The sequence below is a fragment of the Variovorax sp. SG517 genome (assembly GCF_013376045.1).
Taxonomy (GTDB): Bacteria; Pseudomonadota; Gammaproteobacteria; order Burkholderiales; family Burkholderiaceae_C; genus Variovorax.
In genome coordinates, this window is record NZ_JABMJG010000003.1 from 50,661 (window position 1) to 75,274 (window position 24,614).

Genomic DNA, 24,614 nt, shown 5'->3' on the forward strand with positions numbered 1-24,614 from the left:
GCGCGCCGCAAACGACGACGGGCCCCGAAGGGCCCGTCCCGGCTCGCGCGGTGGCGTCAGCCCGTGTTGCGCAGCCCCGCCGCCACCCCGTTGATCGAGATGTGGATGCCGCGCTGCAGCCGCTCGCCGCCATCGCCCGCGCGATAGCGCCGCATCAGCTCCACCTGAAGGTGGTGCAGCGGATCGATGTAGGGGAAGCGATGGCGCACCGATCGCTGCATCTCGGCGTTGCCTTCGAGCCGCTGCTTCGCGCCGGTGATGAGCGAGAGCGCGTCGGAGGTGCGGTGCCATTCCGCATCGATCATCGAGAACACCTTCTGGCGCAGCTTGCGGTCGGTCACCAGCTCGGCATAGCGCGAGGCCAGTGCGAGGTCGCTCTTGGCGAGCACCATGTCCATGTTCGACAGCAGCGTGCGGAAGAAGGGCCACTGCGCGTACATGCGCTGCAGCAGCGCCTGGCGCTCCTTGCGGCCGGCCGGGTTGCCCGCTGCGGCCAGGAACTGCTCCACGCCCGAGCCGAAGCCGAACCAGCCCGGAATCGTGAGGCGGCACTGGCCCCAGCTGAAGCTCCACGGCACCGCGCGCAGGTCGTCGATCTTGTGGCTGGGGTTGCGCGAGGCGGGGCGCGAGCCGATGTTGAGCTCGGCGATCTCGCGGATCGGCGTGGAGCCGAAGAAGTAGTCGCCGAAGCCCGGCGTCTCGTAGACCAGCTTGCGGTAGGCCGCCATGCTCGCGGCCGAGAGTTCGCTCGCGGCGGAGAGGAAATTGGCAGGCGCCGACTTGCCCTGCGGCAGCAGCGTGGCTTCGAGCGTGGCGGCCACCAGCGTTTCGAGGTTGCGCCGGCCGATCTCGCGGTTGGCGTACTTCGAGCCGATGACTTCGCCCTGCTCGGTGAGCCGGATCTGGCCGCGCACCGTGCCGGGTGGCTGCGCGAGGATGGCCTGGTAGCTCGGACCGCCGCCGCGTCCTACCGTGCCGCCGCGGCCGTGGAACATGCGCAGGCGGATCGGGTTGGCCTTCTTCTTGTTCAGTTCGTCGAAGAGCGACACCAGCGCGATGCCCGCGCGGTACAGCTCCCAGTTGCTGGTGAAGATGCCGCCGTCCTTGTTGCTGTCGGAGTAGCCGAGCATCACGTCCTGCTCGGCGCCCGAGCGCTCGATGAGCGCCTGGATGTTCGGCAGCGCATAGAAGGCGCGCACGATGGGCGCGGCGTTGCGCAGGTCCTCGATGGTCTCGAACAGCGGCACCACGATCAGGTCGCAGGTCGCCTTGCCGTCCATCGCGCCGCGCAGCAGGCCCGCTTCCTTCTGCAGCAGCAGGGCTTCGAGCAGGTCGCTCACCGTCTCGGTGTGGCTGATGATGTAGTGGCGGATGGCGGCGGCGCCGTAGCGCGCACGCGCGGTGCGCGCGGCCGCGAAGATGGCCAGCTCGCTCTTCGCGAGCGGCGAGTAGTCGGCATCGGGCACGCGCAGCGGCCGGGCGTCGTCGAGCAGCTTGAGCAGCAGCGTCTGCTTGGCCTCTTCGGCCAGCGATGCATACGAGGGCTCGATGCGCGCGGTGGCCAGCAGCTCGGCGATCACGGCCTCGTGCTTGTCGGAGCTCTGGCGCAGGTCGACCGTGGCCAGGTGGAAGCCGAACACCTCCACCGCGCGGATCAGCGGCAGGAGGCGCGGCGCGGCCAGCACGCTGCCGTGCTTTTCCTCCAGCGACTCGGCCACCGTGCGCAGGTCGGCCAGGAATTCTTCCGCGCTCTTGTACGGGTTCTGCGGTGCGACGGCGTGCCGCGCGGCCTCGCCGCCGGTGAGCTCGCGCAGCGTGGCCGCCAGGCGCGCATACACGCCGGTGAGCGCGCGGCGGTAGGGCTCGTCCTTGCGGTGCTCGCTGGTGTCGGGCGAGCGCTCTGCGAGTGCCTGCATTTCCACCGACACGTCGACCAGCGTGGCCGACAGCGACAGCTCGCCGCCGAGGTAGTGCACTTCGGTGAGGTAGTAGCGCAGCGCCAGCTCGCACTGGCGGCTGAGCGCGTATTCGAGCGTCTCGGCCGTGACGTTCGGGTTGCCGTCGCGGTCGCCGCCGATCCACTGGCCCATGCGCAGGAAAGGCGCGACCGACGGCACATGGCCGCCCTGTGCCAGCGCCTTTTCGAGGTCGGCGTACACGCGCGGAATCTCGCGCAGGAAGGTGGCTTCGTAATAGCTCAGCGCGTTCTCGATCTCGTCGGCCACGGTGAGCTTGGAGAAGCGCAGGATGCGCGTCTGCCAGATTTGCGTGACGCGGGTGCGGATCTGCGTTTCGTTCTCGGCAAACTCCAGCGGCGTGAGCGTGTCCTTGCCCGAGGCATAGGCGCTCTGGCGCAGCCGGATCTCGTCGCGCACCGTCAGCAACTGGGCGATGGCGCGTTCGGCATCGAGGATGCTCTTGCGCTGCACTTCGGTAGGGTGCGCGGTGAGCACCGGCGAGACATAGCTGTGGGCCAGCGAGGCGACGATCTCGTCGGGCTTCACGCCGGCCTTGCGGATGCGCGCGAGCGCGGTCTGCAGGTCGCCCTCGACGCTTTCGCCGGCGCGCTCGGTCTCGGTGCGGCGGCGGATCTGGTGGCGGTCCTCGGCAAGATTGGCCAGGTGGCTGAAGTAGGTGAAGGCGCGGATCACGCGCACCGTCTCGGCGGCGCTCAGCCCCTTGAGCAGGTTCTTCAGCGCCCGGTCGGCCGCCTGATCCGCATCGCGGCGGAAAGCCACGGAGAGAGTGCGGATCTTCTCGACCAGTGCATATGTCTCTTCTCCCTCCTGCTCCCGGATCACGTCGCCGAGGATCCGGCCCAACAGCCGGATGTCTTCGATCAGAGGCTGGTCTTCGGCCTGGCGGCGCTTGGGCGGAGCAGGTGTCTTGCTGGCTTTCATTCGATGTTTGTCCTGGACTTCTTGAATGGAGTGCCGTCTTCGTTGTTGCGGCGCAACATGCTAGCATTCCCTCGGTTTGGAACACGTACTTTTGGGACCGGTCTTGAGCAATATCGTCATCGCCACGCGCGAAAGCAGACTGGCACTGTGGCAAGCCGAACACGTGCAGTCGCTTTTGCAAGAAAGAGGCCACGCCGTCAGCCTGCTGGGGCTGACCACCACCGGCGACCAAATCCTCGACCGCACGCTCAGCAAGGTGGGCGGCAAGGGGCTCTTCGTGAAGGAACTCGAACTCGCGCTCGAGGAAGGGCGCGCCGACATCGCAGTCCATTCGCTGAAGGACGTGCCGATGGACCTGCCCGAAGGCTTCGTGCTGGCCTGCGTGCTGGAGCGCGAAGACCCGCGCGACGCGCTCGTCTCTCCCCGCTTCGATTCGCTCGACGCGCTGCCGCAGGGCGCCGTGGTCGGCACCTCCAGCCTGCGCCGCGTGGCACTGTTGCGCGCGCTGCGGCCCGACCTTCGCATCGAACCGCTGCGCGGCAACCTCGACACCCGCCTGCGCAAGCTCGACGAAGGCCAGTACGACGCCATCGTGCTGGCGGCGGCCGGTCTCAAGCGCCTGGGGCTGGAAAGCCGCATCCGCGTGGCCTTCGACGCCGACACCATGCTGCCCGCCGCGGGGCAGGGTGCGCTCGGCGTCGAAGTGCGCGCCGACCGCAAGGACCTCATCGAACTGCTGGGCTCGCTGGCCCACAGGGGCGACTGGCTCTCCACCGCCGCCGAGCGCGCCGTGAGCCGCGCGATGGGCGGCAGCTGCTCCATGCCGCTGGCGGCCCATGCGCGCTGGCAGGCCGACGGCGCGCTGCGCATCGATGCCGCCTGGGGCGATCCCGAAGGCAACGTGCCGCTGGTGAAGGTGCATGCGCTGGCGCAGGCCGGCGACTTCGCCGAGGCCGACGCGCTCGGCCAGCATGCCGCGGCGCTGCTGCGCGCAGCCGGGGCCCACTGATACCGGTGGTCGTCGTATGACCGGCCGTCCCGTCATCGTCACGCGGCCGGCGCGCGAGGCCGCGCAATGGGTGAGCGATCTGCGCGGTGCAGGTATCGACGCGGTGGCGCTGCCGCTCATCGTGATCGAACCCGCCACCGACGTCGAGCCGCTGCGCGCGGCATGGCGGCAGATCGCCGACTACGCCGCGCTGATGTTCGTTAGCGCCACGGCGGTCGAGCATTTCTTCCAGCACAGGGGAGCCGCCGATTCGCTGGCAGGTCGCCGCTTCTGGGCCACGGGCCCCGGTACGAAGCGCGCCTTGCTGCGTGCGGGCGTGCCGCCCGAGTCCATCGACGCACCGCCGCCCGAGGCCACGCGCTTCGATTCCGAGGCGCTGTGGGAGCGCGTCCACGCGCAGGTGTCGAAGGGCGTTCGCATGTTGATCGTGCGCGGCGGCGACGAAGCCGGACGGCCCGCGGGACGCGACTGGCTTGCCAACGAGGTCGATGCAGCGGGCTGCCTTCGCGACACCGTGGTGGCCTATCGCCGGCTGCCGCCATCGCTGGATGTCGTACAACGCACGCTCGCGACCGACGGCGCCGAAGGCCGCGCGATCTGGCTCTTCAGCAGCTCCGAGGCCATCGGCAATCTGCAGCGCGCGATGCCCGGCGTGCAATGGCATGCCGCGAGCGCGGTCGCCACGCATGCGCGCATCGGCGAAGCCGCGCGGGCTGCGGGTTTCGGGACGTTGCGTGTATGCACACCGCTGCTGGAGGCGCTGGTCGCGTCTATAGAATCCTTGGCATGAGCGCCGCGTCCCCCACAGACGATCTTCCTTCTTCCCCATCCGCTGCCACGGCGCCGGTGCCCGCCCCGCTGGCACCCCACCAGGCACCTGCCGCGCAGGCCGCGGGCGCGCTGCTTCTCTCCCGCATCGGATTCGGCCTCGTGGCCCTCGTGGCGCTGGCCGCATTGCTGATGTCGATCGCGCTGTGGCAGAAGGTCGGCGGCATGAAGGAGCAGCTCGCGCGCCAGAGCGCAGACGCCATTGCGCAGTCGATGGAAGCGCGCACGCTGGCACGCCAGGCCAGCGACACGGTGCGCGATGCCTCGGCGCGCGTCGCATTGGTCGAGACCCGCGTGACCGAAATCGCGCTGCAGCGCTCGCAGCTCGAGGAACTCATCCAGAGCCTCTCGCGTTCGCGCGACGAGAACCTCGTGGTCGACATCGAGTCGGCCGTGCGCCTCGCCCTGCAGCAGGCGCAGGTCACGGGCAGCGTCGAGCCGCTGCTGGCCGCGCTGAAGGCCGGCGACACCCGCATCGCACGCGCCGCGCAGCCGCGGCTCGCTCCCCTGCAGCGCGCCATGCAGCGCGACGCCGACCGCCTGCGCGCCAGCGCCAGCAACGACGGCGGCGAGGCGCTGCAGAAGCTCGACGAACTGATGCGCAACGTGGACGACCTGCCCACGCTCAACGCGGTGGCCGTTCGCGGCACCGGCACCAACGCCTGGCAGCCCGAGCCCATTCCCGCCGACGCGCCCTGGTGGCGCCGCGTGCTGCTCACCGTGCAGGGCGAGGCCCGCTCGCTGGTGCGCGTCGGCCGCATCCAGACCCCCGAGGCGATCCTGCTGGCGCCCGAGCAGTCGTACTTCCTGCGCGAGAACCTCAAGCTGAAGCTGCTCAATGCGCGCCTGTCGCTGCTGTCGCGGCAGATGGAAGCCACGCGCAGCGAGCTGTCGCAGGTGACGGCTTCGCTCAACCGCTACTTCGACCCCGCGTCGCGCCGCACCCAGGCCGCGGCCACGCTGCTGCAGCAGCTGCAGTCCCTGGTGAAGACGACCGAGCCGGTCCGCATCGACGACACGCTGTCGGCACTTGCCACCGCAGCGGCAGGACGGTGATCGGACATCCATGCGCGCAGCAATCTGGCTTCTCGCCCTCTTCGCCGTCGCCGCGGCAGTCGCTCTCTTCGCAGGCAACAACCAGGGCACGATCACCGTGTTCTGGCCGCCGTGGCGTGTCGATCTTTCGCTCAACCTCGTGCTCGTGATCCTGCTGGTGGTCTTCGTGCTGCTGCATGCGGCGCTGCGTGCGCTCGCCGCGCTGTTCTCGCTGCCGAAGCAGGCGCGCCAGTGGCGGCTGCAGCAGAAGGAGCGCACGCTGCATGCGGCACTGCTCGACGCGATGGTGCAGCTGATTTCCGGGCGCTTCTCGCGCGCGCGCAAGGCCGCTCAGGCGGCGCTCACGCAGGAGAAGACGCTGGCCGCGCTCGGCGCCAGCCTGCCGCAGGCGCAGCAGGTTCGCGTGCTGTCGCACCTGCTCGCCGCCGAGAGCGCGCAGGCGCTGCAGGACAAGGCGGCGCGCGACGCGCATCTGCAGCAGGCCCTCAACGAAAGCGTCGACCGCACCGTGCTCGCCAGCCCCGAGACGCGCGAGGGCGTGCAGCTGCGCGCGGCGCGCTGGGCGCTCGAAGACCGCGACGCAGCCGCCGCGCTCGCACGGCTCGAAGAGCTGCCACAGGGCGCCCAGCGCCGCACGCTCGCGTTGCGCCTGCGGCTGAAGGCGGCGCGCCAGGATCGCCGCACGCTCGAAGCGCTCGAAACCGCGCGCCTGCTGGCCAAGCACCGTGCCTTCTCAGATGCGGCTGCGCAGAGCATCGTGCGCGGCCTCGCCACCGAGCTGCTGTCGGGCGCGCACGATCCCGCGCAGCTGCTGCGTGCGTGGAGCGAGCTCGACGCCAACGAGCGCGGGATGCCCGAGGTGGCGATCCACGCCGCCCAGCGCATGGTCGCGCTGCGTGGAGACCTTGCGCTCGCGCGCGGCTGGCTGCTGCCGGCATGGGAACGCATGGTGGCCAATCCGCGCGGCCTGGGCGACGCATTGCGCGTCAAGCTGGCGCGCGCGCTCGAAGCGGGGCTCGACTCGGTGGATGCCGACTGGCTGGCGCGCATCGAAGCAGCGCAGCGCAGCAACCCGCGCGACCCGAACCTGCAGTACCTCGCCGGCATGGCCTGCATGAAGCGCCAGCTCTGGGGCAAGGCACAGCAGCTGCTGATGCAGGCCGGGCTCGGACTGCAGGACACGGAGCTGTATCGCCGCGCCTGGCTGGCGCTCGCCAGGCTGGCCGAAGACCGCGACGACGCCGAGCAGGCGGCTGAGGCCTGGAAGCGCGCGGCGCAGGTCGAGAACAGCTGAATCTCCGCCGGGCCCCGTCAGGGGCAGGCGGGCTTTTTCAGGCCCGGCGCCGGTTGCGTCGACCGCTTTCCGCTACCGAACACGAGCCAGCTGACGCCGGCCAGCACCCACACGCCGACGCCGCCGTAGAGCATCACCAGCCCGAAGCCGTGCACCAGCGCCGCGTGCACCGTGGCACCCGACGGGTCGGCCTGCGACAGCACCGGAAAGGCTTCGCCGAGCGACGCGAAGCTGCCGGCCGCGATCTTCTCCGCCAGCGAGCGCAGCTGGAGCGCGTCGAGCGACGCGGAAAGCGCGCCACGCAGATGCGCATGAATCCCTTCGAGCAGCACGAAGCCCATCAGCGCGATGTTGATGGCCAGCGTGATGAGGCGCGCGCTCATGTCCATGCCCGACGCCATGCCCGCACGCGCGCTCGGCACCGAGCCGGTGGTGGTGTTGGTGACGGGCGTGTTGGTCAGGCCCAGTCCGATGCCGGCCAGCAGGCAGCCCGGCAGCATCGTCATCCAGCTCGCGTGGCTCACGCCGCTGCCGTAGCGCATCGCGATGAAGCCCAGCCCGATCACGAACAGGCCTGCGGGGATGACGACGCCCGGCCGATAGCGCAGCGACAGCCGCTCCGCGAGCGGCGGCAGCGCCAGCGTGGGCAGCGTGTAGGCCAGCAGCGCCGAGCCGGCGACGACCGCGTCGTAGCCCAGCGCGCCCTGGAAGTAGATCGGCAGGTAGATCATGAAGGGCCAGAAGCTGAAGTTCATGCCGATGGAGCCGATGATCGAGCCCGAGAAGTTGCGGATCCTGAAGACCGAGAAATCGAACATCGGATGCGGGTTGGTCTTTTCCACCCACAGGAAGAGGGCGAAGCTCGCGGTCGACGCAACGGCGATGCCGATGGCCAGCGGGCTGGTGAAGCCCAGGCCCGGCCCCTGCGTGATGAAGCAGGTCAGCCCCAGCACCGCGAGCGACAGCGTGACGATGCCGGGCAGGTCGAGCCGCTGTGCATCGGGGTCGCGCGACTCCTGCACGCTGCCGAGCACGAGCGCCACCGCCAGCACGGCCAGCGGCGCATGGACCAGGAACACCCACTGCCAGCTCGACAGCGCCACGATCGCGCCGCCGATGATCGGCCCGAAGCCCAGGCCCATGCCGAAGACCACGCCCCAGGTGGCGAAGGCACGGCTGCGCTCCTTGCCTTGCTGGAACTGGTGCGAGAGCGCCGCGAGCTGGCAGATCAGCATCGCGCCGCCGCTCAGGCCCTGGAGGAAGCGCGCGACGATCAGCACCGCCGCGTTCTGCGCGAGCCCGCAGGCCAGCGAAGCGAAGCCGAACAGCACCACGCTGACGACCAGGATGCGCTTGCGGCCGTAGCGGTCGGCCAGCGTGCCGGCGGCCATCAGCACCGTGGTGCAGGCGATGGTGTAGGCGTTCATGATCCACTGCATGTCGCTGAAGTCGCCGTGCAGTGTTTTCTCGAGCGTGGGGAGGATGACCGGCACGCTGGAGATCTCCAGGCCGAACATCATGGCAATGAGGCAGATCGCGGCCAGCGCGACGCGGTTCTTGCCGGTGTGGGAGAGAGGCATCGGAGTCTTTCGAAGAGTCCCTGGTCGGGAAGTCCGGGCGATTCTGTGGAAAGTCTCTTCATGATGGAAATGATTTAATTTCCTAGAATCCATGAACAGTCATCATTTATCTGACGCCATGGATTTCGACCCCGCACTGCTGCGCGCCTTCGTGGCCGTCAAGGAAACCGGCGGCTTCACGCGTGCCGCCCAGCGCCTGCATCTCACGCAGTCGGCCGTGAGCCACCAGATCCGGCGCCTGGAAGAACAGGTGGGCCGCCCGCTGCTGCATCGCACGACGCGCCGCCTCACGGTGACGGAGGACGGTGAGGACTTCCTGCGCTACGCGCAGCAGATCCTCGAAACGCTGGATGCGATGACGCGGCGCTTCCAGCCTTCGCCGATCTCCGGCGTGGTGCGCTTCGGCGCCCCGGACACTTTCATGGGCGAGCGGCTGCCGCCGCTGCTGTCGCAGTTCGCGCGCTCCTTTCCCGCCACGCGCATGGAGGTCAGCGTGAGCATGCACCTCGACTTCCGCGCCATGATCCGCGCGGGCGAGCTCGACCTGGCGGTGGTGATGTCGCCGCCGGGCTGCGAGGAGGGCACGCGGCTGCGCCGCACGCAGCTGGTGTGGGCGGCGGCCGAATGCTTCGAGCCGAAGCCGGGCGCATCGCTGCCGCTGGCCTTCTTTCCGAAGCCCTGCGTCAACCGCGAGGTGGCGGCCGGCGCGCTGGATGCCACTTCGCGCGACTGGCACGTGGTCTTCACTTCGGCGAGCCAGCACGGCATTCGCGCGGCAGTGCTGGCCGGGTTGGCCGTCACGGTGCTCACGCGCGAGGACGTGGAGCCGGGCATGAAGATCGTCGACGGCCGCTACGGCCTGCCGACTTTGCCGAGCGTGGACTTCTCGCTGATCTGGAGCGAGAACGGCAGGACCGAATGCGCCTGCAGGTTCGGCGAGCTGATCCTGGAGATGCCGGAGCTGCCGGAACCGGCGGCACGAGACAAGGTTTAGCAGGGCATAAAAAAACGGCGCCACGGGCGCCGTTCTTCATTTGCGAGGGTGCGTCGCTCAGTGCGGACGCTGCCCTTGCTGCTGCTGTTCGAACGGCAGCGACATCGAACCGAGGTCGCGGCGGGTTTCGACCAGCACCAGCGGACCTTCATCCAGCACGACCACCGGCGGGCGCTCACGCGGCACGTGCACCGGCTTCGGCTCGGCCTCGATCGCGGCGCGCGCCTGGGCGATGCGCTCGGCGTCGGAGTTGACCCACTGCAGGCCAGAGCCCTCGGCGATCTGCGCGAGCTCGGCCAGCGGCAGTTCGAAAGGCTGGACCTTGGGCAGGGCACGGCCGTTGGCGGCTGCGGGGGCCTTGGCGGAGGCGCTTTCGGCAACCACGATCTGCTCGGCCGCAGCAGCTGCGACGACAGGCGCGGGGCGCTCGGCGCGAACCTGCTGCTGCGGTGCCTCGCGGACTTCCGCGGCGACGGCAACGGTCTCGGCCACTTCGATGCGCTCGGACGCCAGCGGCAGTTGCTGCTCGGGCTCTTGCGAAGAGGAGAAGCCTTCGGCAGCCACGGCTGCGCCTGCTTCGGCTTCTTCACGCGGACCGCGCTCGCGGCGGTCGCGGCCGTAGCGGTCGCGCGAACGGCCGCGGCGCTCTTCGCCGTCGCGGCGCTCTTCGCCGTCGCGGCGCGGTGCCTGTTCGCCGCTGCCGTTGACGGCGGCTTCGCTGCCTTGCTCGGCATCGGCTGCGGCGGCTTCGGCGCCGCGTGCATCCGCTTCGGCTTGCACGGCATCGTTGCGGCGTTCGCGGCGGCCGTCGTTGCGGTCGTTGCGTTCGCCGCGCGGTCCGCGCTGCTCGTCGCGGCCGTTGCGGGGCTGGCGTTGCTGCTCGCCCTGGGCGGCGCCTTCGCCGGCTTCGGCGGCGTTGCGTTCGCGGTCGCCAGTGCGTTCGCCACGCTCTCCGCGCTCATTGCGCTCATTGCGCTCGCCGCGTTCGCGACGCTCGCCACGGGCGCGCGGTGCGCGCTCAGCTGCGTTGCCTTCCTCGCCTGCGACAGCACCTGCCAGTTGCTGGGCTTCGAGGTTGGTGCCATCGAGCGCATCGGCCGGCAGCACGCTGTTGCGGCCCTCGCGACCTTCGCCTTCGCGGCGCTCGCCGCGTCCGTTGCGGCGCTGTTCGCCGTCGCGCGGTGGGCGTGCCTCACGTGCTTCACGCGGCTCGCGTTGTTCGCGCGACTGGTTGTTGGCGCCTTCGTTGCGCTGTTCGTTGCCACGGCCCTCGCCGCGGCCTTCGCGGCGCTCGCCACCACGGCCGCCGCGGCGTTGTTCGCCGTCGCGACCGCCCTGGCGTCCGCCGTTCTCGCCACGGCCCTCGCCACGTTCGCCGCGGCCTTCGCCGTTGCGGCCGCCACGGCGCTGTTCGCCGTCGCGCGCGCCGCCGCGGGTTTCGCCGTCACGGCCGGGGCGGCCGTCGCGGCGGGGCTTCGGTGCCTCGACCGGGATGGGGGCCGGCGCGGGAGCGGCGGCAGGAGCCGGCGTGCCGCCGAACAGGTTCTTGATCCAGGCGAAGAAGCCGGTCTGCGCCGGAACGGGCGCGCTCACCACGGGCGGAGCGACCGGTGCCGGTGCGGCGGGAGCGCGCACGGCTTCGGGCTTGGGCGGCACCACGGGAGCCGGCGCGTCGGGCAGCACGCCCTTGATGACCGGCGTCTGCTTGTTGGTGGGCTCCTGCGAACGGCGGGTGACCGAGGTCGGGTCCTCGATCTCGTCGGCCATCTTGTAGCTGGCCTCGATGTGGTCGAGACGCGGATCGTCGTGCTTCAGGCGCTCGAGCTTGTAGTTGGGCGTCTCGAGCGTCTTGTTGGGCACCATCAGCACGCTCACGCGCTGCTTGAGTTCGATCTTGGCGATCTCGGTGCGCTTTTCGTTCAGCAGGAACGACGCCACTTCCACCGGCACCTGCACGTGCACGGCGGCGGTGTTGTCCTTCATGGACTCTTCCTGAATGATGCGCAGGATCTGCAGCGCGCTCGATTCGGTGTCGCGGATGTGGCCCGAGCCGCCGCAGCGGGGGCAGGGGATCGACGAGCCTTCGGACAGCGCCGGCTTCAGGCGCTGGCGGCTCATTTCCATCAGGCCGAACTTGCTGATCGAGCCGAACTGCACGCGGGCGCGGTCTTGCCGGAGCGCGTCGCGCAGGCGGCTTTCGACTTCGCGGCGGTTCTTCGACTCGTCCATGTCGATGAAGTCGATGACGATCAGGCCGCCCAGGTCGCGCAGGCGCATCTGGCGGGCTACTTCGTCGGCGGCTTCGAGGTTGGTGCGGGTGGCGGTTTCCTCGATGTCGCCGCCCTTGATGGCGCGCGCCGAGTTCACGTCGACCGAGACCAGCGCCTCGGTGTGGTCGATGACGATGGCGCCGCCCGAGGGCAGCTGCACGGTGCGGGCGTAGGCCGACTCGATCTGGTGCTCGATCTGGAAGCGGCTGAACAGCGCCGCGTCGTCGCGGTAGCGCTTCACGCGCGAGGCATGCTCGGGCATGACGTGCGCCATGAACTGCTGGGCCTGGTCGTAGATGTCGTCGGTGTCGATCAGGATGTCGCCGATGTCGTGATTGAAATAGTCACGGATGGCGCGGATGACGAGCGAGGATTCCTGGTAGATCAGGAAGGCGCCCTTGCCGCCCTTGGCCGCGCCGTCGATGGCGCTCCAGAGCTTGAGCAGGTAGTTCAGGTCCCACTGGAGTTCGGGCGCCGAGCGGCCGATACCGGCGGTGCGCGCGATGATGCTCATGCCCTTCGGGTACTCGAGCTGGTCCATCGCCTCCTTGAGTTCGGCGCGGTCGTCGCCCTCGATGCGGCGCGAGACGCCGCCGCCACGGGGGTTGTTCGGCATCAGCACGACGTAGCGGCCGGCCAGCGAGATGAAGGTGGTGAGGGCGGCGCCCTTGTTGCCGCGTTCTTCCTTTTCGACCTGGACGGTGAGTTCCTGGCCTTCGCGGATCGCGTCCTGGATGCGAGCCTGGCTGGCCGACACGCCTTCAGCGAAATACTGCTTGGAGATTTCCTTGAACGGCAGGAAGCCGTGGCGGTCTTCGCCGTAGTCGACGAAACAGGCTTCGAGCGAGGGCTCGACGCGCGTGACGACCGCCTTGTAGATGTTGCCCTTGCGCTGTTCGCGCCCTTCGATTTCGATTTCGTAGTCGAGCAGTTTCTGCCCGTCGACGATGGCCAGGCGGCGTTCTTCGGCCTGCGTGGCATTGATCAGCATCCGCTTCATGATGCGTTGTCCTTATATGTATCGTTCTACAGGCCCTTGACGAGCCAACGATGCACGGACGACGCCCGCGAAACCAGGGAATTGCCGCTTGGGCCCCGGATGCTGTCGCTGCCGCGCAGGGCGCGGGCAGGCCCCTCGAGCGTTAGCTCAAGAAGACAGCCGGGGTGGGGGCGCGTGGATGGGCGCGAGCCAGATTCGGTGTTGGGTGGCTATCTTTTTGATAGCCGGTTGCGCAAGGGTGGAGCGCGCTGCGGACGATGGAATGGCCGAAGCCACTGGCGCAAGCCAGTGCAGGCACATTCGAATCAGCAGCATCAACACAACAAGGGACTCGCTTCGATCCGCCGACAGCTTGGAAGCTGCAGGCTGGGGTATTCCGTATCGGTGTTTCGTGGGTGTCGGCTTGACTTGGGCGCCTGGTCTGCCACTTTGCGCGATTGCGCGGGGTTTGCAGCTCGGCGCCAAAGCGGCATCGACCTACCTGCGCCGCCCTGGGTATTTGATGGCAGTGGACTAAACTTCTGTCTAATCAAGCACTTACACGACCGCGCTGGTGAAAAACATTATAGGTGCGAAGCAAAGCCCCGCGGCTGCTCGAAATCCCGCAGGCCGCGAGGCCTCAGGCGAGCCAGGGGCGCCGCATTCGGCCATCAGATTCCTCACGGTCGACGCCGAATCCGCCGGGCAGCGGCTGGACAACTTCCTTTTCCGCCATCTGAAAGGCGTTCCGAAGACGCACGTCTACCGGATCATCCGGTCGGGCGAGGTGCGCATCAACAAGGGCCGGGCGCAGGCCGAAACCCGCATCGAGGCCGGCGACGTGCTGCGGCTGCCGCCGATCCGCATCTCGCCGCGCGCGGAAGAGGATGCGGCCCCGCCCGCGCCGGCGCGCGAATTCCCGGTGCTGCTCGAAGACGAGTTCGTGCTGGCCGTCGACAAGCCGGCCGGCGTGGCCGTCCACGGCGGCAGCGGGGTGAGCTTCGGCGTGATCGAGCAGCTGCGCACGGCGCGGCCCGCGGCGAAATTCCTGGAACTGGTGCACCGGCTCGACCGCGAGACCTCCGGCATCCTGCTGCTGGCCAAGAAGCGCAGCGCGCTGGTCGCGCTGCAGGACCAGTTCCGCGAGCGCGAGACCGGCAAGACCTATCTGGCGCTGGTCGAAGGCGACTGGCCGGCCAACAAGAAGGTGCTCGACGCGCCGCTTGCCAGATATCTGCTGCCCGACGGTTCGGCCGGCGCCGGCGAGCGCCGCGTGCGCGTGGTCGCCAAGGATCACCCGGACGCCATGCGCGCCGTCACGCTGGTGCGAGTGCTCGCGCGGCTTTCGCTGCCGGGCGAGTCGGCTCCGATGTCGCTGCTGGCGGTCACGATCAAGACCGGCCGCACCCACCAGATCCGCGTGCACCTCGCCTCGGCCGGTCATCCGATCGCGGGTGACGACAAATATGGCGAATCCGCGCGCCAGCGCGCGCTTCACAAGCTCGGCCTCAGGCGCATGTTCCTTCATGCGTGGCGGCTGCAATTCAATCACCCGGCCAGCGGCGAACGCGTGGCGCTGCAGGCTGGCCTGCCGCCCGAATTGCTCGCGCTGATGCCGCCAGCCGCCCTCGAGGCGATGGCCCGACACCCCACTCCCACGGCTCATGACTGATTCCAACAGACCCCTACGCTTCGACCTGATCGCATTCGACTGGGACGGCACGCTCTATGACTCCACCCGCCTGATCGTGCGCTGCATCCAGGCGGCGGTGATCGACGTCGGCGGCGCCAAGCCGAGCGAGAACGACGCAGCCTGGGTGATCGGCCTCGGCCTGGCCGAGGCGCTCGCGCGCGCGGCGCCCGACGTGCCGAAGGAGAAATACCCCGAGCTCGGCGCGCGCTACCGCTATCACTACCTGCAGCACCAGGACGACCTGGTGCTGTTCGACGGCGTGCTGCAGATGCTCGATGCGCTGCGCGAGCGCGGCCACAAGCTGGCCGTGGCCACCGGCAAGTCGCGCCGCGGCCTCAACGAGGCGCTGAAGTCCGTCGCGCTGCGCGACCGCTTCGACGCCTCGCGCACCGCCGACGAAACCTTCGGCAAGCCGCATCCGCGCATGCTGCTGGAGCTGATGGAAGAGCTCGACGTGCCGCCCGAGCGCACCCTGATGATCGGCGACACCACGCACGACCTGCAGCTCGCGCAGAACGCCGGCTGCTCCAGCGTGGGCGTGAGCTACGGTGCGCACGAGCCGGCGAGCTTCGATGAATTCAAGCCGCTGCACGTCGCGCACTCGGTGGCCGACCTGGAACGCTGGCTCCTCGACAACGCCTGAATGAAGATGCCGCCATGAGCGATCAGGAACGCATTCCGCTGTGCAACGCCTCCGACCTGGCCGAAGGCGGCCTGGCGGTGCCCTTCGACGTGGTCTATGGCGGCGAGACCTGCCGGGCCTTCGCCATACGCTTCGAGGGCCAGCCGCATGCGTTCCTGAATCGCTGCAGCCACGTCGCGATGGAACTCGACTTCCAGCCCGACCGCTTCTTCGACGACACGGGCCAGTGGCTGCTGTGCGCGACGCACGGCGCGGTCTACAGGCCCGACACCGGCGAATGCGCGGGCGGCCCGTGCCGCGGCGGCCTCGTGAAGATCGCGCTGAGCGAGCATGACGGCGTGGTGCACTGGCATACTGACTGGAACCTCCACCCCCTGACTTTCTGACATGACCGACCCGAACCGAACCGAACCCTCGGGGTTCGAACCATTTGAGCGGGCCCCTTCCACGAACATGGCCAAAGATCCCACGCAGCGTCCCGGTTGGGAGCGCGCCACTCTCGAGAAGCTTGCCTTCGCATCGCTGAACGAACAGAAGGCCGCGCGCCGCTGGAAGACCTTCACGCGACTGGCCTGGCTGGCCTTCTTCGTCTTCCTGGCCTGGGCCGCGTTCTCGCGCAGCACGCCTAGCGCGGCCAAGAGCACGGCCCACACGGCCGTCGTCGAGATCAAGGGCGAGATCGCCAACGGCGGCGACGCGAGCGCCGAGTTCGTGGTTGCCGCGATGAAGACGGCCTTCGAGGACGAGGGCGCCAAGGGCGTGGTGCTGCTGATCAACTCGCCCGGCGGCAGCCCGGTGCAGGCCGGCATCATCAACGACGAGATCAAGCGCCTGAAGGCCAAGTACAAGAAGCCGGTGTATGCCGTGGTCGAGGAAACTTGCGCTTCGGCGGCCTATTACATCGCCGCGGCGGCCGACAAGATCTACGTCGACAAGGCCAGCATCGTCGGCAGCATCGGCGTGCTGATGGATGGCTTCGGCTTCACCGGCGTGATGGAAAAGGTCGGCGTCGAGCGCCGCCTGCTGACGGCCGGCGAGAACAAGGGCTTCCTCGACCCGTTCAGCCCGATGAGCGACGCGCAGCGCGCGCACGCGCAGACCATGCTCAACCAGATCCACACGCAGTTCATCAACGTGGTGAAGGCCGGCCGCGGCGATCGCCTGAAGCTCGACACGCCCGGCCTGTTCAGCGGCCTCTTCTGGAGCGGCGAGCAGGCCGTCGAGTACGGCCTGGCCGACCAACTCGGCAACGTCGACTACGTGGCGCGCGAAGTGATCAAGGCCGAAGAGGTGATCGACTACACCCGGCGCGACAACGTGGCCGAGAAGCTGGCCAAGAAGTTCGGCGCGGCGATGGCCGAGACCACCGTGCGCCTGATGCACACCACCCCGGCGCTTAGGTAGACCCCCGGGCTTCGCGCACTACTTCGTGTCGCTTCGCCAACCCCCCTTGCAGGGGGCAACACCAGAGGCCCGGCAAAGCCGGCTCCTCGGTGTTTCGCGAAGGATTCAGTTTCCCTATTGGCTAGTGTGGTTGCCAGCGGCCGTGTAGCGCGCCGATGCCGCCAGCGCCGCGGCGAAGACCACCACCACATAGAGCGCGGCCGTCAGCGAGGTCGCCCGCGCCAGCAGCCCGATCACTGCCGGGCCCGCCATGAACCCCAGATAGGCCAAGGCCGAGACCGACGCGATGCCGCGCGCGGGCTCGATGCCCGGCACCTTTGCCGAGGCGGAGAACAGGATTGGCACCACGTTCGCGAAGCCGACGCCCACGCCGGCGAAACCGACCAGCGCCAGCCAGGGCAGGTCGGTGATGAGCACCATCGCCATGGAAACCGCCGCCAGCAGGCCGCTGCCCAGAAGCAGCGCAGCCGGTGAGAAGCGGGCGCGCAGTGCGTCGCCGCCGAAGCGCGCGGCGGCCATCGCGGCCGAGAAGCTCGCGTAGGCCAGCGCGGCCTGTTGCTGCGGACTGCCGATCTCCTGCTGCATATAGAGCACGCTCCAGTCGTAAATGGCACCTTCGGCGATCAGGCCCAGCGCGGCGAGCACACCCAGCACCGCGAGCGTGCCTTTGGGCAGCAGGAAGCCGTGGTCGACCTCGGTTGCGCCGCTGGTAGCCGGCCGGGGCAGCATGCGCAGCGAGGCCAGGGCGACGAGCAGCATCATCGCGGCCGCGACCAGCAGCAGGTGCGCCTGCGCACCCAGGCCGGCCGCGAGCGCGGCGCTGCCGCTGGCGGCGCCGGCCATGCCGCCGAGGCTGAACATGCCGTGCATGCCGCTCATCAGCGGCGTGTCTCCGTGAAGTTCGAGCTGTGCAGCCTCGGTGTTGATGGACACGTCGAACACGCTGGTCACCAGCCCGAACGCGGCCAGCAGGAGCAGCAGGGCGGCATAGCCCGGCATGACGATCAGGCCGGCCAGCAGCAGTGCGTAAACGGTGCCGCAGATGCCGGCCACGCGGCGCGGGCCGTGGCGGCCGATCCAGCGACCCGCGCTGGTCAGTCCGAACATGGCGCCGGCGCCGGCTGCGAGCATGGCCAGGCCCAGCTGTGCCTCGTCGATGCCGTAGTGCGCCTTGACCGTGGGCACGTGCACGCCCCAGGTCGCGAAGATGAAGCCGGCTGCGAAGAACTGCGCACGCGAAGCCCACCGCGTGGCTGAAGTGATGGCCACCATGGTCAGCGGCCGATCGCGAACACGGCGGGCAGGCGTTCGTCTGTCGTGGGCTGGGGCTTCACGGCGCGCCAGGACTTGACTGTCTCGCTGCGCACCTGGGCGTTGGCGAGCGTCAGTCCGCGCGCCACGGCGAGGCGGGTGTTGTGCTGCAGCGTCTGCACCAGCGCCTGCAGCAGTGCGGCGTTGCGATAGGGCGTCTCGATGAAGAGCTGCGTCTGGCCCGACTTGAGCGCCAGCGTCTCCAGCTCGCGGATTCGGGCCTGCCGCTCGCCCGCGTCCTGCGGCAGATAGCCGACGAAGGCGAAGTTCTGGCCGTTGAGCCCGCTTGCGGCCAGCGCGAGCAGCAGAGAGACGGGGCCGGTCAGCGGAATGACGGCAAGGCCGAGGTCGTGCGCGGCGCGCGCCACGGACGAGCCCGGATCGGCCACGGCCGGCATGCCGGCTTCGCTCATCAGGCCGACGTCGTGGCCTTCGAGGGCTGCGGCGAGCAGCGGTCGGGCGTCGAACTGGCCGGCGTGATCGCCTTTCTTGTGCACTTCGCGCGGCAGTTCCTGGATGTTCTGCGCCTGCAGGGGGGCGGCGAGCGGCGCGACGGCGTCGATGCGCTTCAGGTAGGCGCGCGCGGACTTGGCGTTCTCGCAGATCCAGTGCGTGATCTTGGCGGCGGTCTGCAAGGTGCCCAGCGGCACGGCGTCCTGCAGCGGGGCTTGCGCTTCGCAGCCGAAGTCGAGCGGCGCGGGAACGAGGTAGAGCTTGCCCTTTTCCTTCTGCGTCATAGGAGGTCGACCCCCGCGGCGCGCAGCATCCGGCACGTTCTTATCAGCGGCAGGCCGACCAGCGCGGTCGGGTCGTCGCTGTCGATGGAGTCCAGCAGCGCGATGCCCAGGCCTTCGCTCTTGGCGCTGCCGGCGCAGTCGTAGGGCTGTTCGGCCTGCAGGTACTGCTCGATGGCGTCATCGCCGAGGTCGCGGAACACCACGCGCACGGGGGCGATGTCGCGCTGGACGAAGCCGGTTGCCTTGCAGACGACGGCCACGGCCGTCTGGAAGACCAGCGTCTGGCCGCGCATGCGGCGCAACTGGGCGGTGGCCCGGGCGTGGTCGCCGGGCTTGCCCAGCGCTTCGCCGGCGAGGTCGGCCACCTGGTCGGAGCCGATGACGACGGCTTCGGGAAAGCGGGTGGCCACGGCGTTGGCCTTCTCGAGCGCGAGGCGCACGGCGAGGTCGTGCGGTGTTTCGCCGGGCAATGGCGTTTCGTCTACTTCCGGCGAGTGCACGTCGAAGGGCAGGTGCAGGCGGGAGAGCAGTTCGCGGCGGTAGCGCGAGGTCGAGGCGAGGATCACGGTGCGTTGCATGGGGGCGATTGTGCGTGAGGCGTCCAAAACCCTCGGTCATGCCCCATTCCCCCCATGCCGACAGGGCGGCCGGCGCGCTAGACTGGCGCGGATGAAGAGAGAATTCGCCCCCGAACGGCTCAATGTGCCCGGTTTCGCCGCTGCGGCAGCCACGCTGGAAGCCGCCGATCCGGTCCCGAAATACGAACGCCTGGTCGCCGAACTGGCCGCTCCCGCACCCGACGCGGTGGTGAACTGGACGGCCCATGGCGAGGAGCGCCCTGGCGCTGACGGCAAGCCGGTACCCTGGATGCACCTCGAGGCGGAGGCCACCGTGCCGCTGGTCTGCCAGCGCTGCCTGTCGCCGGTGGATACCTCGCTTGGCGTGGATCGCTGGTTCCGCTTCGTGGCCAACGAGGAAGTCGCCGAGGCGGAAGACGAGGAATCTGAGGAAGACCTGCTCGTCGTCAGCCGGGATTTCGACCTGCATGCCCTGATCGAGGACGAGCTTCTGATGGAAATCCCCGTCATGCCGGCCCACGACGTCTGTCCGACGCCCGTGCAGCTTTCGTCGAGCGACGAAGACTTCAAGGCCGCCGAAGAGGCCAAGCCGAATCCCTTCGCAGTGCTCGGCGCGTTGCGTTCGCGCAAGCCGGAAGAGGGAAAGTAGCCCTTTCCCGCAGGCTGGGCTATAATCATGGGCTTCGCGCGCGCCGCCGTGAGCAGCGGTACACGAAACGACCAAGGGGAAAAGGGCATTCCATGCATGCCGCCCGGTTTCTTGTATCGCCACCGCTTGAGCCCGCATCCAATCACCAACCTTACAGTCCAGGAGCCATCATGGCCGTCCAGCAAAACAAGAAGTCGCCTTCCAAGCGCGGCATGCACCGTTCCCACAACGCCCTGGTCGTTCCCGGCATCGCCGTGGAGCCGACCACTGGCGAAACCCACCTGCGCCACCACATCAGCCCCAACGGTTTCTACCGTGGCCGCCAGGTGCTCAAGAACAAGTCCGAAGCCTGATTTCGCATCCCAAGGCCAAGGCCCGAAGCTACTTTTGCCGTAGCGTCGGGCCTTTGTTTTGATGGCTACGCCTTCTTTCTCCGAAAACACCGCTGCGCCTTCCGCGATCACGCTTGCCGTGGATTGCATGGGAGGTGACCATGGGCCGCGCGTCACGCTCGCGGCCTGCCGCGCGTTTCTCGAGCGGCACAGCGACGCTTCGTTGCTGCTCGTCGGCGCGCCGGCTGCGCTGGCGGGGTTCGCCGCCCACCCGCGTGCCCGCATCGTCGCCGCCAGCGAGGTCGTGGGCATGGACGACCCGGTTGAAATCGCCCTGCGCAAGAAGAAGGATTCTTCGATGCGCGTCGCGATCCAGCAGGTCAAGGACGGCGCCGCCCAGGCGGCCGTCTCGGCCGGCAACACCGGCGCCCTCATGGCGATCGCGCGCTATCTGCTCAAGACGCTCGAAGGCATCGATCGCCCGGCCATCGCGCCGCAGCTTCCGAATGCCAAGGGCGGGGCGACGACCGTGCTCGATCTGGGCGCCAACGTCGATTGCGACGCCGAAGACCTGCTCCAGTTCGCCGTGCTCGGCTCGGCCCTGGTGTCGGCGCTGACCGGCAATGAGGCGCCTTCGGTCGGGCTGCTCAATATTGGCGAAGAAGCCATCAAGGGCAGCGAAACGATCAAGAAGGCAAGCCAACTGCTGCGTACGGCTGCCAACTCCAAGGATCTGAACTTCTACGGCAACGTGGAAGGCAACGATATTTTCAAGGGCACGACCGACATCGTCGTCTGTGACGGTTTTGTCGGAAATGTGGCGTTGAAGGCCAGCGAAGGCGTGGCATCGATGATCGGCGAATTCATTCGCGTCGAATTTTCGCGGAGTGTTTTCACCAAGCTGGCGGCAATTGTTGCCTATCCGGTCCTAAAAGCGTTCAAAAGTCGCCTGGATCACCGTCGGTACAACGGCGCGGCCTTGCTGGGCCTGCGCGGGCTGGTTTTCAAGAGCCATGGCTCGGCCGACGAAGTGGCTTTCGGCCATGCTCTGGATCGCGCTTATGATGCCGCTCGCAACAACCTGCTCGATCGCGTGCGGGCCCGCATCGCCCACGCCGCGCCTTTGCTCGCACGGCAGGAACCGGCGGCGCCGGTCGACGCGACGGCCCTTCACGTTTGATGACTCCTTACTCACGCATTACCGGCACCGGCAGCTACCTGCCTCCACGCCGCGTGACCAATGACGATCTCGCCAAGGATCTGGCTACGCGAGGCATCGAGACCTCCGACCAGTGGATCGTCGAGCGCACCGGTATTCACGCCCGGCATTTCGCCGCACCGGACGTCACGAGCAGCGACCTCGGTCTCCAGGCCGCCAGGCATGCCCTGGAAGCCGCCGGCCGCAAGGCCAGCGATGTCGACCTGATCATCGTCGCCACTTCCACGCCCGACATGGTGTTCCCGTCGTCGGCCGCCATCCTGCAGAACAAGCTCGGCATCGCCGGCTGCCCGGCGTTCGACGTCCAGGCGGTCTGCAGCGGCTTCGTCTACGCGCTGACCGTCGCCGACGCGATGATCCGCACCGGCACCGCGCGCTGCGCGCTGGTGGTCGGTGCCGAAGTGTTCTCCCGCATCCTCGACTTCAACGACCGCACCACCTGCGTGCTGTTCGGCGACGGCGCGGGCGCGGTGGTGCTCGAGGCCAGCGAGGAGCCCGGCATCCTGGCCAGCGACCTGCATGCGGACGGCAAGCACGTCGGCATTCTTTGCGTGCCGGGCCATGTGTCGGGCGGCAACGTGCTGGGCACGCCGCTGCTGCACATGGACGGCCAGGCCGTCTTCAAACTCGCGGTCCGCGTGCTGGAAGAAGCGGCGCGCGCCACGCTGGCGAAGGCCGGCAAGGTCGACACCGACATCGACTGGCTCATTCCACACCAGGCCAATATCCGCATCATGGAAGGCACGGCGAAGAAGCTGAGGCTTCCGCGCGAGAAACTGATCGTCACGGTCAACGAGCACGGCAATACGTCGGCCGCGTCGATCCCGCTGGCGCTCGACGAGGCGGTGCGCTCCGGCAAGGTGAAGAAAGGCGAAACGCTCATGCTCGAAGGCGTGGGTGGCGGCTTCACCTGGGGCGCGGTGCTGTTGAATCTGTAGTTAGCTAGTGTGTTGCGGTGCCCTGGAAGGGCGCCGGCAATGCGAGACGACGCGTAAACAATGAAATCCTTTGCATTTGTCTTTCCGGGGCAGGGCTCGCAGGCAGTCGGCATGCTCGACGCCTGGGGCGATCACCCCGCAGTGGTCGAAACGCTGCGCGAAGCATCCGAGGCGCTCGGTGAAGACGTCGGCGCCCTGATCAAGAACGGCCCGAAGGAAGAACTGGCGCTCACCACGAACACCCAGCCGGTGATGCTGGTGGCCGGTGTGGCCGCATGGCGTGCCTGGCTGGCCGAGGGCGGCGCAACGCCTTCCGTCGTGGCGGGGCATTCGCTCGGCGAGTATTCGGCGCTGGTGGCTTCGGGCGTGCTGACGCTCGCGCAGGCGGCGCCGCTCGTGCGTTTCCGCGCGCAGGCGATGCAGCAGGCGGTGCCTGTCGGCGTCGGTGCGATGGCCGCGGTGCTCGGCATGGAGTCGAGCAAGGTGGTGGCTGGCTGCGCCGAGGCCACGGCGAGCTTCGGCCCCGGCAGCGCCGAGGTCGTCGAGGCGGTGAACTTCAACGACCCCATGCAGACCGTGATCGCCGGCAGCAAAGCTGCGGTGGACAAGGCCTGCGAGCTGCTGAAGGCCAATGGCGCCAAGCGAGCCCTGCTGCTGCCGGTTTCGGCCCCGTTCCATTCGAGCCTGATGAAGCCCGCCGCGGAAGCGCTGCGCGAGAAGCTGGCTTCGGTCACATTGGCCGCGCCGCAGATTCCGGTGCTGAACAACGTCGACGTCGCCGTCGAAACCGACGTCGACCGCACCCGCGACGCCCTGGTGCGCCAGGCCGCCGGCCCGGTGCGCTGGGTCGAGAGCGTGCAGGCCTTGAAACTGCGCGGTGTAGCCGCCATCATCGAGTGCGGCCCCGGCAAGGTGCTGGCCGGCATGGTGAAGCGCATCGCCCCCGATCTGGAAGCCGCGTCGGTGTACGACCCGGCAACGCTCGCGGACACCCGACAATCGCTCGCCGGCTGACGGCGCCAAGGCTTCCATACTTTTCTTATGAGCATTCCCAAATTCGAAGGGCAGGTTGCCCTGGTCACCGGCGCGACGCGCGGCATCGGCGCGGCGATCGCGCTGGAGCTGGCCCAGCGCGGCCTCAAGGTCGTGGGCACCGGCACCACCGACGACGGCGCGGCCAAGATCACCGCCGCCCTGAGCGCCTACGACGGCCGCGGCCGTGCGCTCGACGTCAATGACGGCGCCGCCGTCGAGGCCCTGATCGACGAGATCGTGCAGGCCTACGGCGCCATCCACGTGCTGGTGAACAACGCCGGCATCACGCGCGACACGCTCGCCATGCGCATGAAGGACAGCGACTGGGACGCGGTGCTCGACACCAATCTCAAGGCCGTCTTCTCGCTCTCGCGCGCGGTGATCCGCCCGATGATGAAGCAGCGCTATGGCCGCATCATCAGCATCACCAGCGTGGTGGGCGCATCCGGCAATGCCGGCCAGGCCAACTACGCGGCCGCCAAGGCAGGCGTTGCGGGCATGACCCGCGCGCTGGCCCGCGAACTGGGCAGCCGCAACATCACCGTCAACTGCGTCGCGCCCGGTTTCATCGAGACCGACATGACGGCCAGCCTCCCCGAAGCCCAGCAACAGGCGCTGCTCCAGCAGATCCCGCTGGGCCACCTGGGCAAGCCGGCCGACATCGCGCACGCGGTGGCGTACCTCGCATCGCCCCAGGCGTCCTACGTCACGGGGCAGGAGCTGCACGTCAACGGCGGCATGCACATGTAGCCGCAAGGCGCAAGTTTTCTCCGTCCCGGGGGCACGGCAAATGCCACAATGCGCCCGGCTAAAATCCACCGATTACCTACAACCCTCAGAGGGAACCAAATGAGCGATATCGAAGCACGTGTCAAGAAAATCATCGCCGAGCAGCTCGGCGTGGAAGAGTCCCAGGTGACGAACGAAAAGGCTTTCGTGGCCGACCTCGGCGCCGACTCTCTCGACACGGTCGAACTCGTGATGGCACTCGAAGACGAATTCGGCATCGAAATTCCCGACGAAGATGCCGAGAAGATCACCACGGTGCAAAACGCCGTCGACTACGCCACCAAGAATCAAAAGGCCTGATAGGCCAGCTGACAAGATTGCAACTGCGGCCGGCGGCTTTTTCTTGAACCGCACGCGCCGGCAGGCAACTGTTCAG

Annotated in this window: 22 protein-coding genes; 16 read left to right on the forward strand and 6 right to left on the reverse strand. The window is 68.5% G+C overall.

What is annotated here, in order from left to right:
• Positions 1 to 56 precede the first annotated feature (56 nt).
• On the reverse strand, positions 57 to 2,900 hold the full coding sequence (ppc, locus tag FHT32_RS09705; protein WP_176664433.1) for a phosphoenolpyruvate carboxylase: 2,844 nt from the start codon (positions 2,898 to 2,900) through the stop codon (positions 57 to 59).
• A gap of 103 nt (positions 2,901 to 3,003) precedes the next feature.
• On the opposite strand from ppc, the gene hemC reads away from it, so the two are divergent.
• From hemC to FHT32_RS09725, 4 genes are read left to right on the forward strand one after another with little or no spacing between them, the layout of a single operon-like run.
• Complete coding sequence (hemC, locus tag FHT32_RS09710) at positions 3,004 to 3,909, forward strand: hydroxymethylbilane synthase (RefSeq protein WP_256098953.1); 906 nt, start codon at positions 3,004 to 3,006, stop codon at positions 3,907 to 3,909.
• Between the two features lie 16 nt (positions 3,910 to 3,925).
• Complete coding sequence (locus FHT32_RS09715) at positions 3,926 to 4,699, forward strand: uroporphyrinogen-III synthase (protein ID WP_176664435.1); 774 nt, start codon at positions 3,926 to 3,928, stop codon at positions 4,697 to 4,699.
• Complete coding sequence (locus FHT32_RS09720) at positions 4,696 to 5,793, forward strand: uroporphyrinogen-III C-methyltransferase (protein ID WP_176664436.1); 1,098 nt, start codon at positions 4,696 to 4,698, stop codon at positions 5,791 to 5,793. Before FHT32_RS09715 ends, FHT32_RS09720 begins: the two co-directional genes overlap by 4 nt.
• Positions 5,794 to 5,803: 10 nt before the next feature.
• On the forward strand, positions 5,804 to 7,087 hold the full coding sequence (locus FHT32_RS09725; protein ID WP_176664437.1) for a heme biosynthesis protein HemY: 1,284 nt from the start codon (positions 5,804 to 5,806) through the stop codon (positions 7,085 to 7,087).
• A 17-nt stretch (positions 7,088 to 7,104) separates the two neighbouring features.
• Here FHT32_RS09725 and FHT32_RS09730 read toward each other — a convergent pair whose 3' ends face one another.
• Positions 7,105 to 8,667, reverse strand: coding sequence for an MFS transporter (locus FHT32_RS09730; RefSeq protein ID WP_176664438.1), 1,563 nt, complete (start codon positions 8,665 to 8,667; stop codon positions 7,105 to 7,107).
• A 118-nt stretch (positions 8,668 to 8,785) separates the two neighbouring features.
• On the opposite strand from FHT32_RS09730, the gene FHT32_RS09735 reads away from it, so the two are divergent.
• The gene (locus FHT32_RS09735) at positions 8,786 to 9,661 is read left to right on the forward strand and encodes a LysR family transcriptional regulator (RefSeq protein ID WP_176664439.1); all 876 of its coding nucleotides are present in this window, start codon (positions 8,786 to 8,788) and stop codon (positions 9,659 to 9,661) included.
• Between the two features lie 57 nt (positions 9,662 to 9,718).
• On the opposite strand, the gene FHT32_RS09740 is transcribed toward FHT32_RS09735, so the two are convergent.
• A complete protein-coding gene (locus tag FHT32_RS09740) occupies positions 9,719 to 12,931 on the reverse strand; it encodes an Rne/Rng family ribonuclease (RefSeq protein WP_176664440.1) in 3,213 nt (1,070 codons plus the stop codon).
• A gap of 553 nt (positions 12,932 to 13,484) precedes the next feature.
• On the opposite strand from FHT32_RS09740, the gene FHT32_RS09745 reads away from it, so the two are divergent.
• Genes FHT32_RS09745 through FHT32_RS09760 form a run of 4 tightly spaced genes read left to right on the forward strand, consistent with a single transcriptional unit; the run spans position 13,485 to position 16,650 of the window.
• Positions 13,485 to 14,582 (forward strand): RluA family pseudouridine synthase, encoded by a 1,098-nt coding sequence (locus tag FHT32_RS09745; protein ID WP_176664441.1) that lies wholly within the window; start codon positions 13,485 to 13,487, stop codon positions 14,580 to 14,582.
• Positions 14,575 to 15,246, forward strand: coding sequence for an HAD family hydrolase (locus tag FHT32_RS09750; protein WP_176664442.1), 672 nt, complete (start codon positions 14,575 to 14,577; stop codon positions 15,244 to 15,246). The genes FHT32_RS09745 and FHT32_RS09750 overlap by 8 nt, the downstream gene beginning before the upstream one ends.
• Positions 15,247 to 15,260: 14 nt before the next feature.
• The gene (locus FHT32_RS09755) at positions 15,261 to 15,632 is read left to right on the forward strand and encodes a Rieske 2Fe-2S domain-containing protein (RefSeq protein ID WP_176664443.1); all 372 of its coding nucleotides are present in this window, start codon (positions 15,261 to 15,263) and stop codon (positions 15,630 to 15,632) included.
• Between the two features lies 1 nt (position 15,633).
• Complete coding sequence (locus tag FHT32_RS09760; RefSeq protein ID WP_176664444.1) at positions 15,634 to 16,650, forward strand: S49 family peptidase; 1,017 nt, start codon at positions 15,634 to 15,636, stop codon at positions 16,648 to 16,650.
• A gap of 114 nt (positions 16,651 to 16,764) precedes the next feature.
• Here the strand turns inward: FHT32_RS09760 and FHT32_RS09765 are convergent, their stop codons facing one another.
• From FHT32_RS09765 to FHT32_RS09775, 3 genes are read right to left on the reverse strand one after another with little or no spacing between them, the layout of a single operon-like run.
• Complete coding sequence (locus FHT32_RS09765) at positions 16,765 to 17,922, reverse strand: MFS transporter (RefSeq protein ID WP_176664445.1); 1,158 nt, start codon at positions 17,920 to 17,922, stop codon at positions 16,765 to 16,767.
• A 2-nt stretch (positions 17,923 to 17,924) separates the two neighbouring features.
• Entirely contained in the window at positions 17,925 to 18,698 is a 774-nt protein-coding gene (locus FHT32_RS09770) for an SAM-dependent methyltransferase (protein ID WP_176664446.1), read from the reverse strand.
• Positions 18,695 to 19,276, reverse strand: a complete 582-nt coding sequence (locus FHT32_RS09775) for a nucleoside triphosphate pyrophosphatase (protein WP_176664447.1) — start codon at positions 19,274 to 19,276, stop codon at positions 18,695 to 18,697. The genes FHT32_RS09770 and FHT32_RS09775 overlap by 4 nt, the downstream gene beginning before the upstream one ends.
• A 91-nt stretch (positions 19,277 to 19,367) precedes the next feature.
• Here FHT32_RS09775 and FHT32_RS09780 point away from each other — a divergent pair, with 91 nt between their 5' ends.
• The 7 genes from FHT32_RS09780 to acpP all read left to right on the forward strand — a co-directional run bounded on the left by FHT32_RS09780 (position 19,368) and on the right by acpP (position 24,538).
• Positions 19,368 to 19,925 carry a DUF177 domain-containing protein gene (locus FHT32_RS09780; protein ID WP_176664968.1) on the forward strand — a complete coding sequence of 186 codons (558 nt, stop codon included), beginning with the start codon at positions 19,368 to 19,370 and terminating at the stop codon, positions 19,923 to 19,925.
• Positions 19,926 to 20,095: 170 nt separating this feature from the next.
• Positions 20,096 to 20,278, forward strand: coding sequence for a 50S ribosomal protein L32 (gene rpmF, locus FHT32_RS09785; RefSeq protein WP_007830466.1), 183 nt, complete (start codon positions 20,096 to 20,098; stop codon positions 20,276 to 20,278).
• A gap of 61 nt (positions 20,279 to 20,339) precedes the next feature.
• Positions 20,340 to 21,437: a phosphate acyltransferase PlsX gene (gene plsX / locus FHT32_RS09790; RefSeq protein ID WP_176664448.1), complete on the forward strand. Its 1,098-nt coding sequence runs from the start codon at positions 20,340 to 20,342 to the stop codon at positions 21,435 to 21,437.
• Complete coding sequence (locus FHT32_RS09795) at positions 21,437 to 22,414, forward strand: beta-ketoacyl-ACP synthase III (protein ID WP_126022640.1); 978 nt, start codon at positions 21,437 to 21,439, stop codon at positions 22,412 to 22,414. Before plsX ends, FHT32_RS09795 begins: the two co-directional genes overlap by 1 nt.
• A 60-nt stretch (positions 22,415 to 22,474) precedes the next feature.
• Entirely contained in the window at positions 22,475 to 23,428 is a 954-nt protein-coding gene (gene fabD / locus FHT32_RS09800) for an ACP S-malonyltransferase (RefSeq protein ID WP_176664449.1), read from the forward strand.
• Between the two features lie 27 nt (positions 23,429 to 23,455).
• Complete coding sequence (gene fabG / locus FHT32_RS09805) at positions 23,456 to 24,199, forward strand: 3-oxoacyl-ACP reductase FabG (protein ID WP_093205043.1); 744 nt, start codon at positions 23,456 to 23,458, stop codon at positions 24,197 to 24,199.
• Positions 24,200 to 24,298: 99 nt separating this feature from the next.
• On the forward strand, positions 24,299 to 24,538 hold the full coding sequence (gene acpP, locus FHT32_RS09810; protein ID WP_007830471.1) for an acyl carrier protein: 240 nt from the start codon (positions 24,299 to 24,301) through the stop codon (positions 24,536 to 24,538).
• The last annotated feature ends 76 nt before the right edge of the window (positions 24,539 to 24,614 follow it).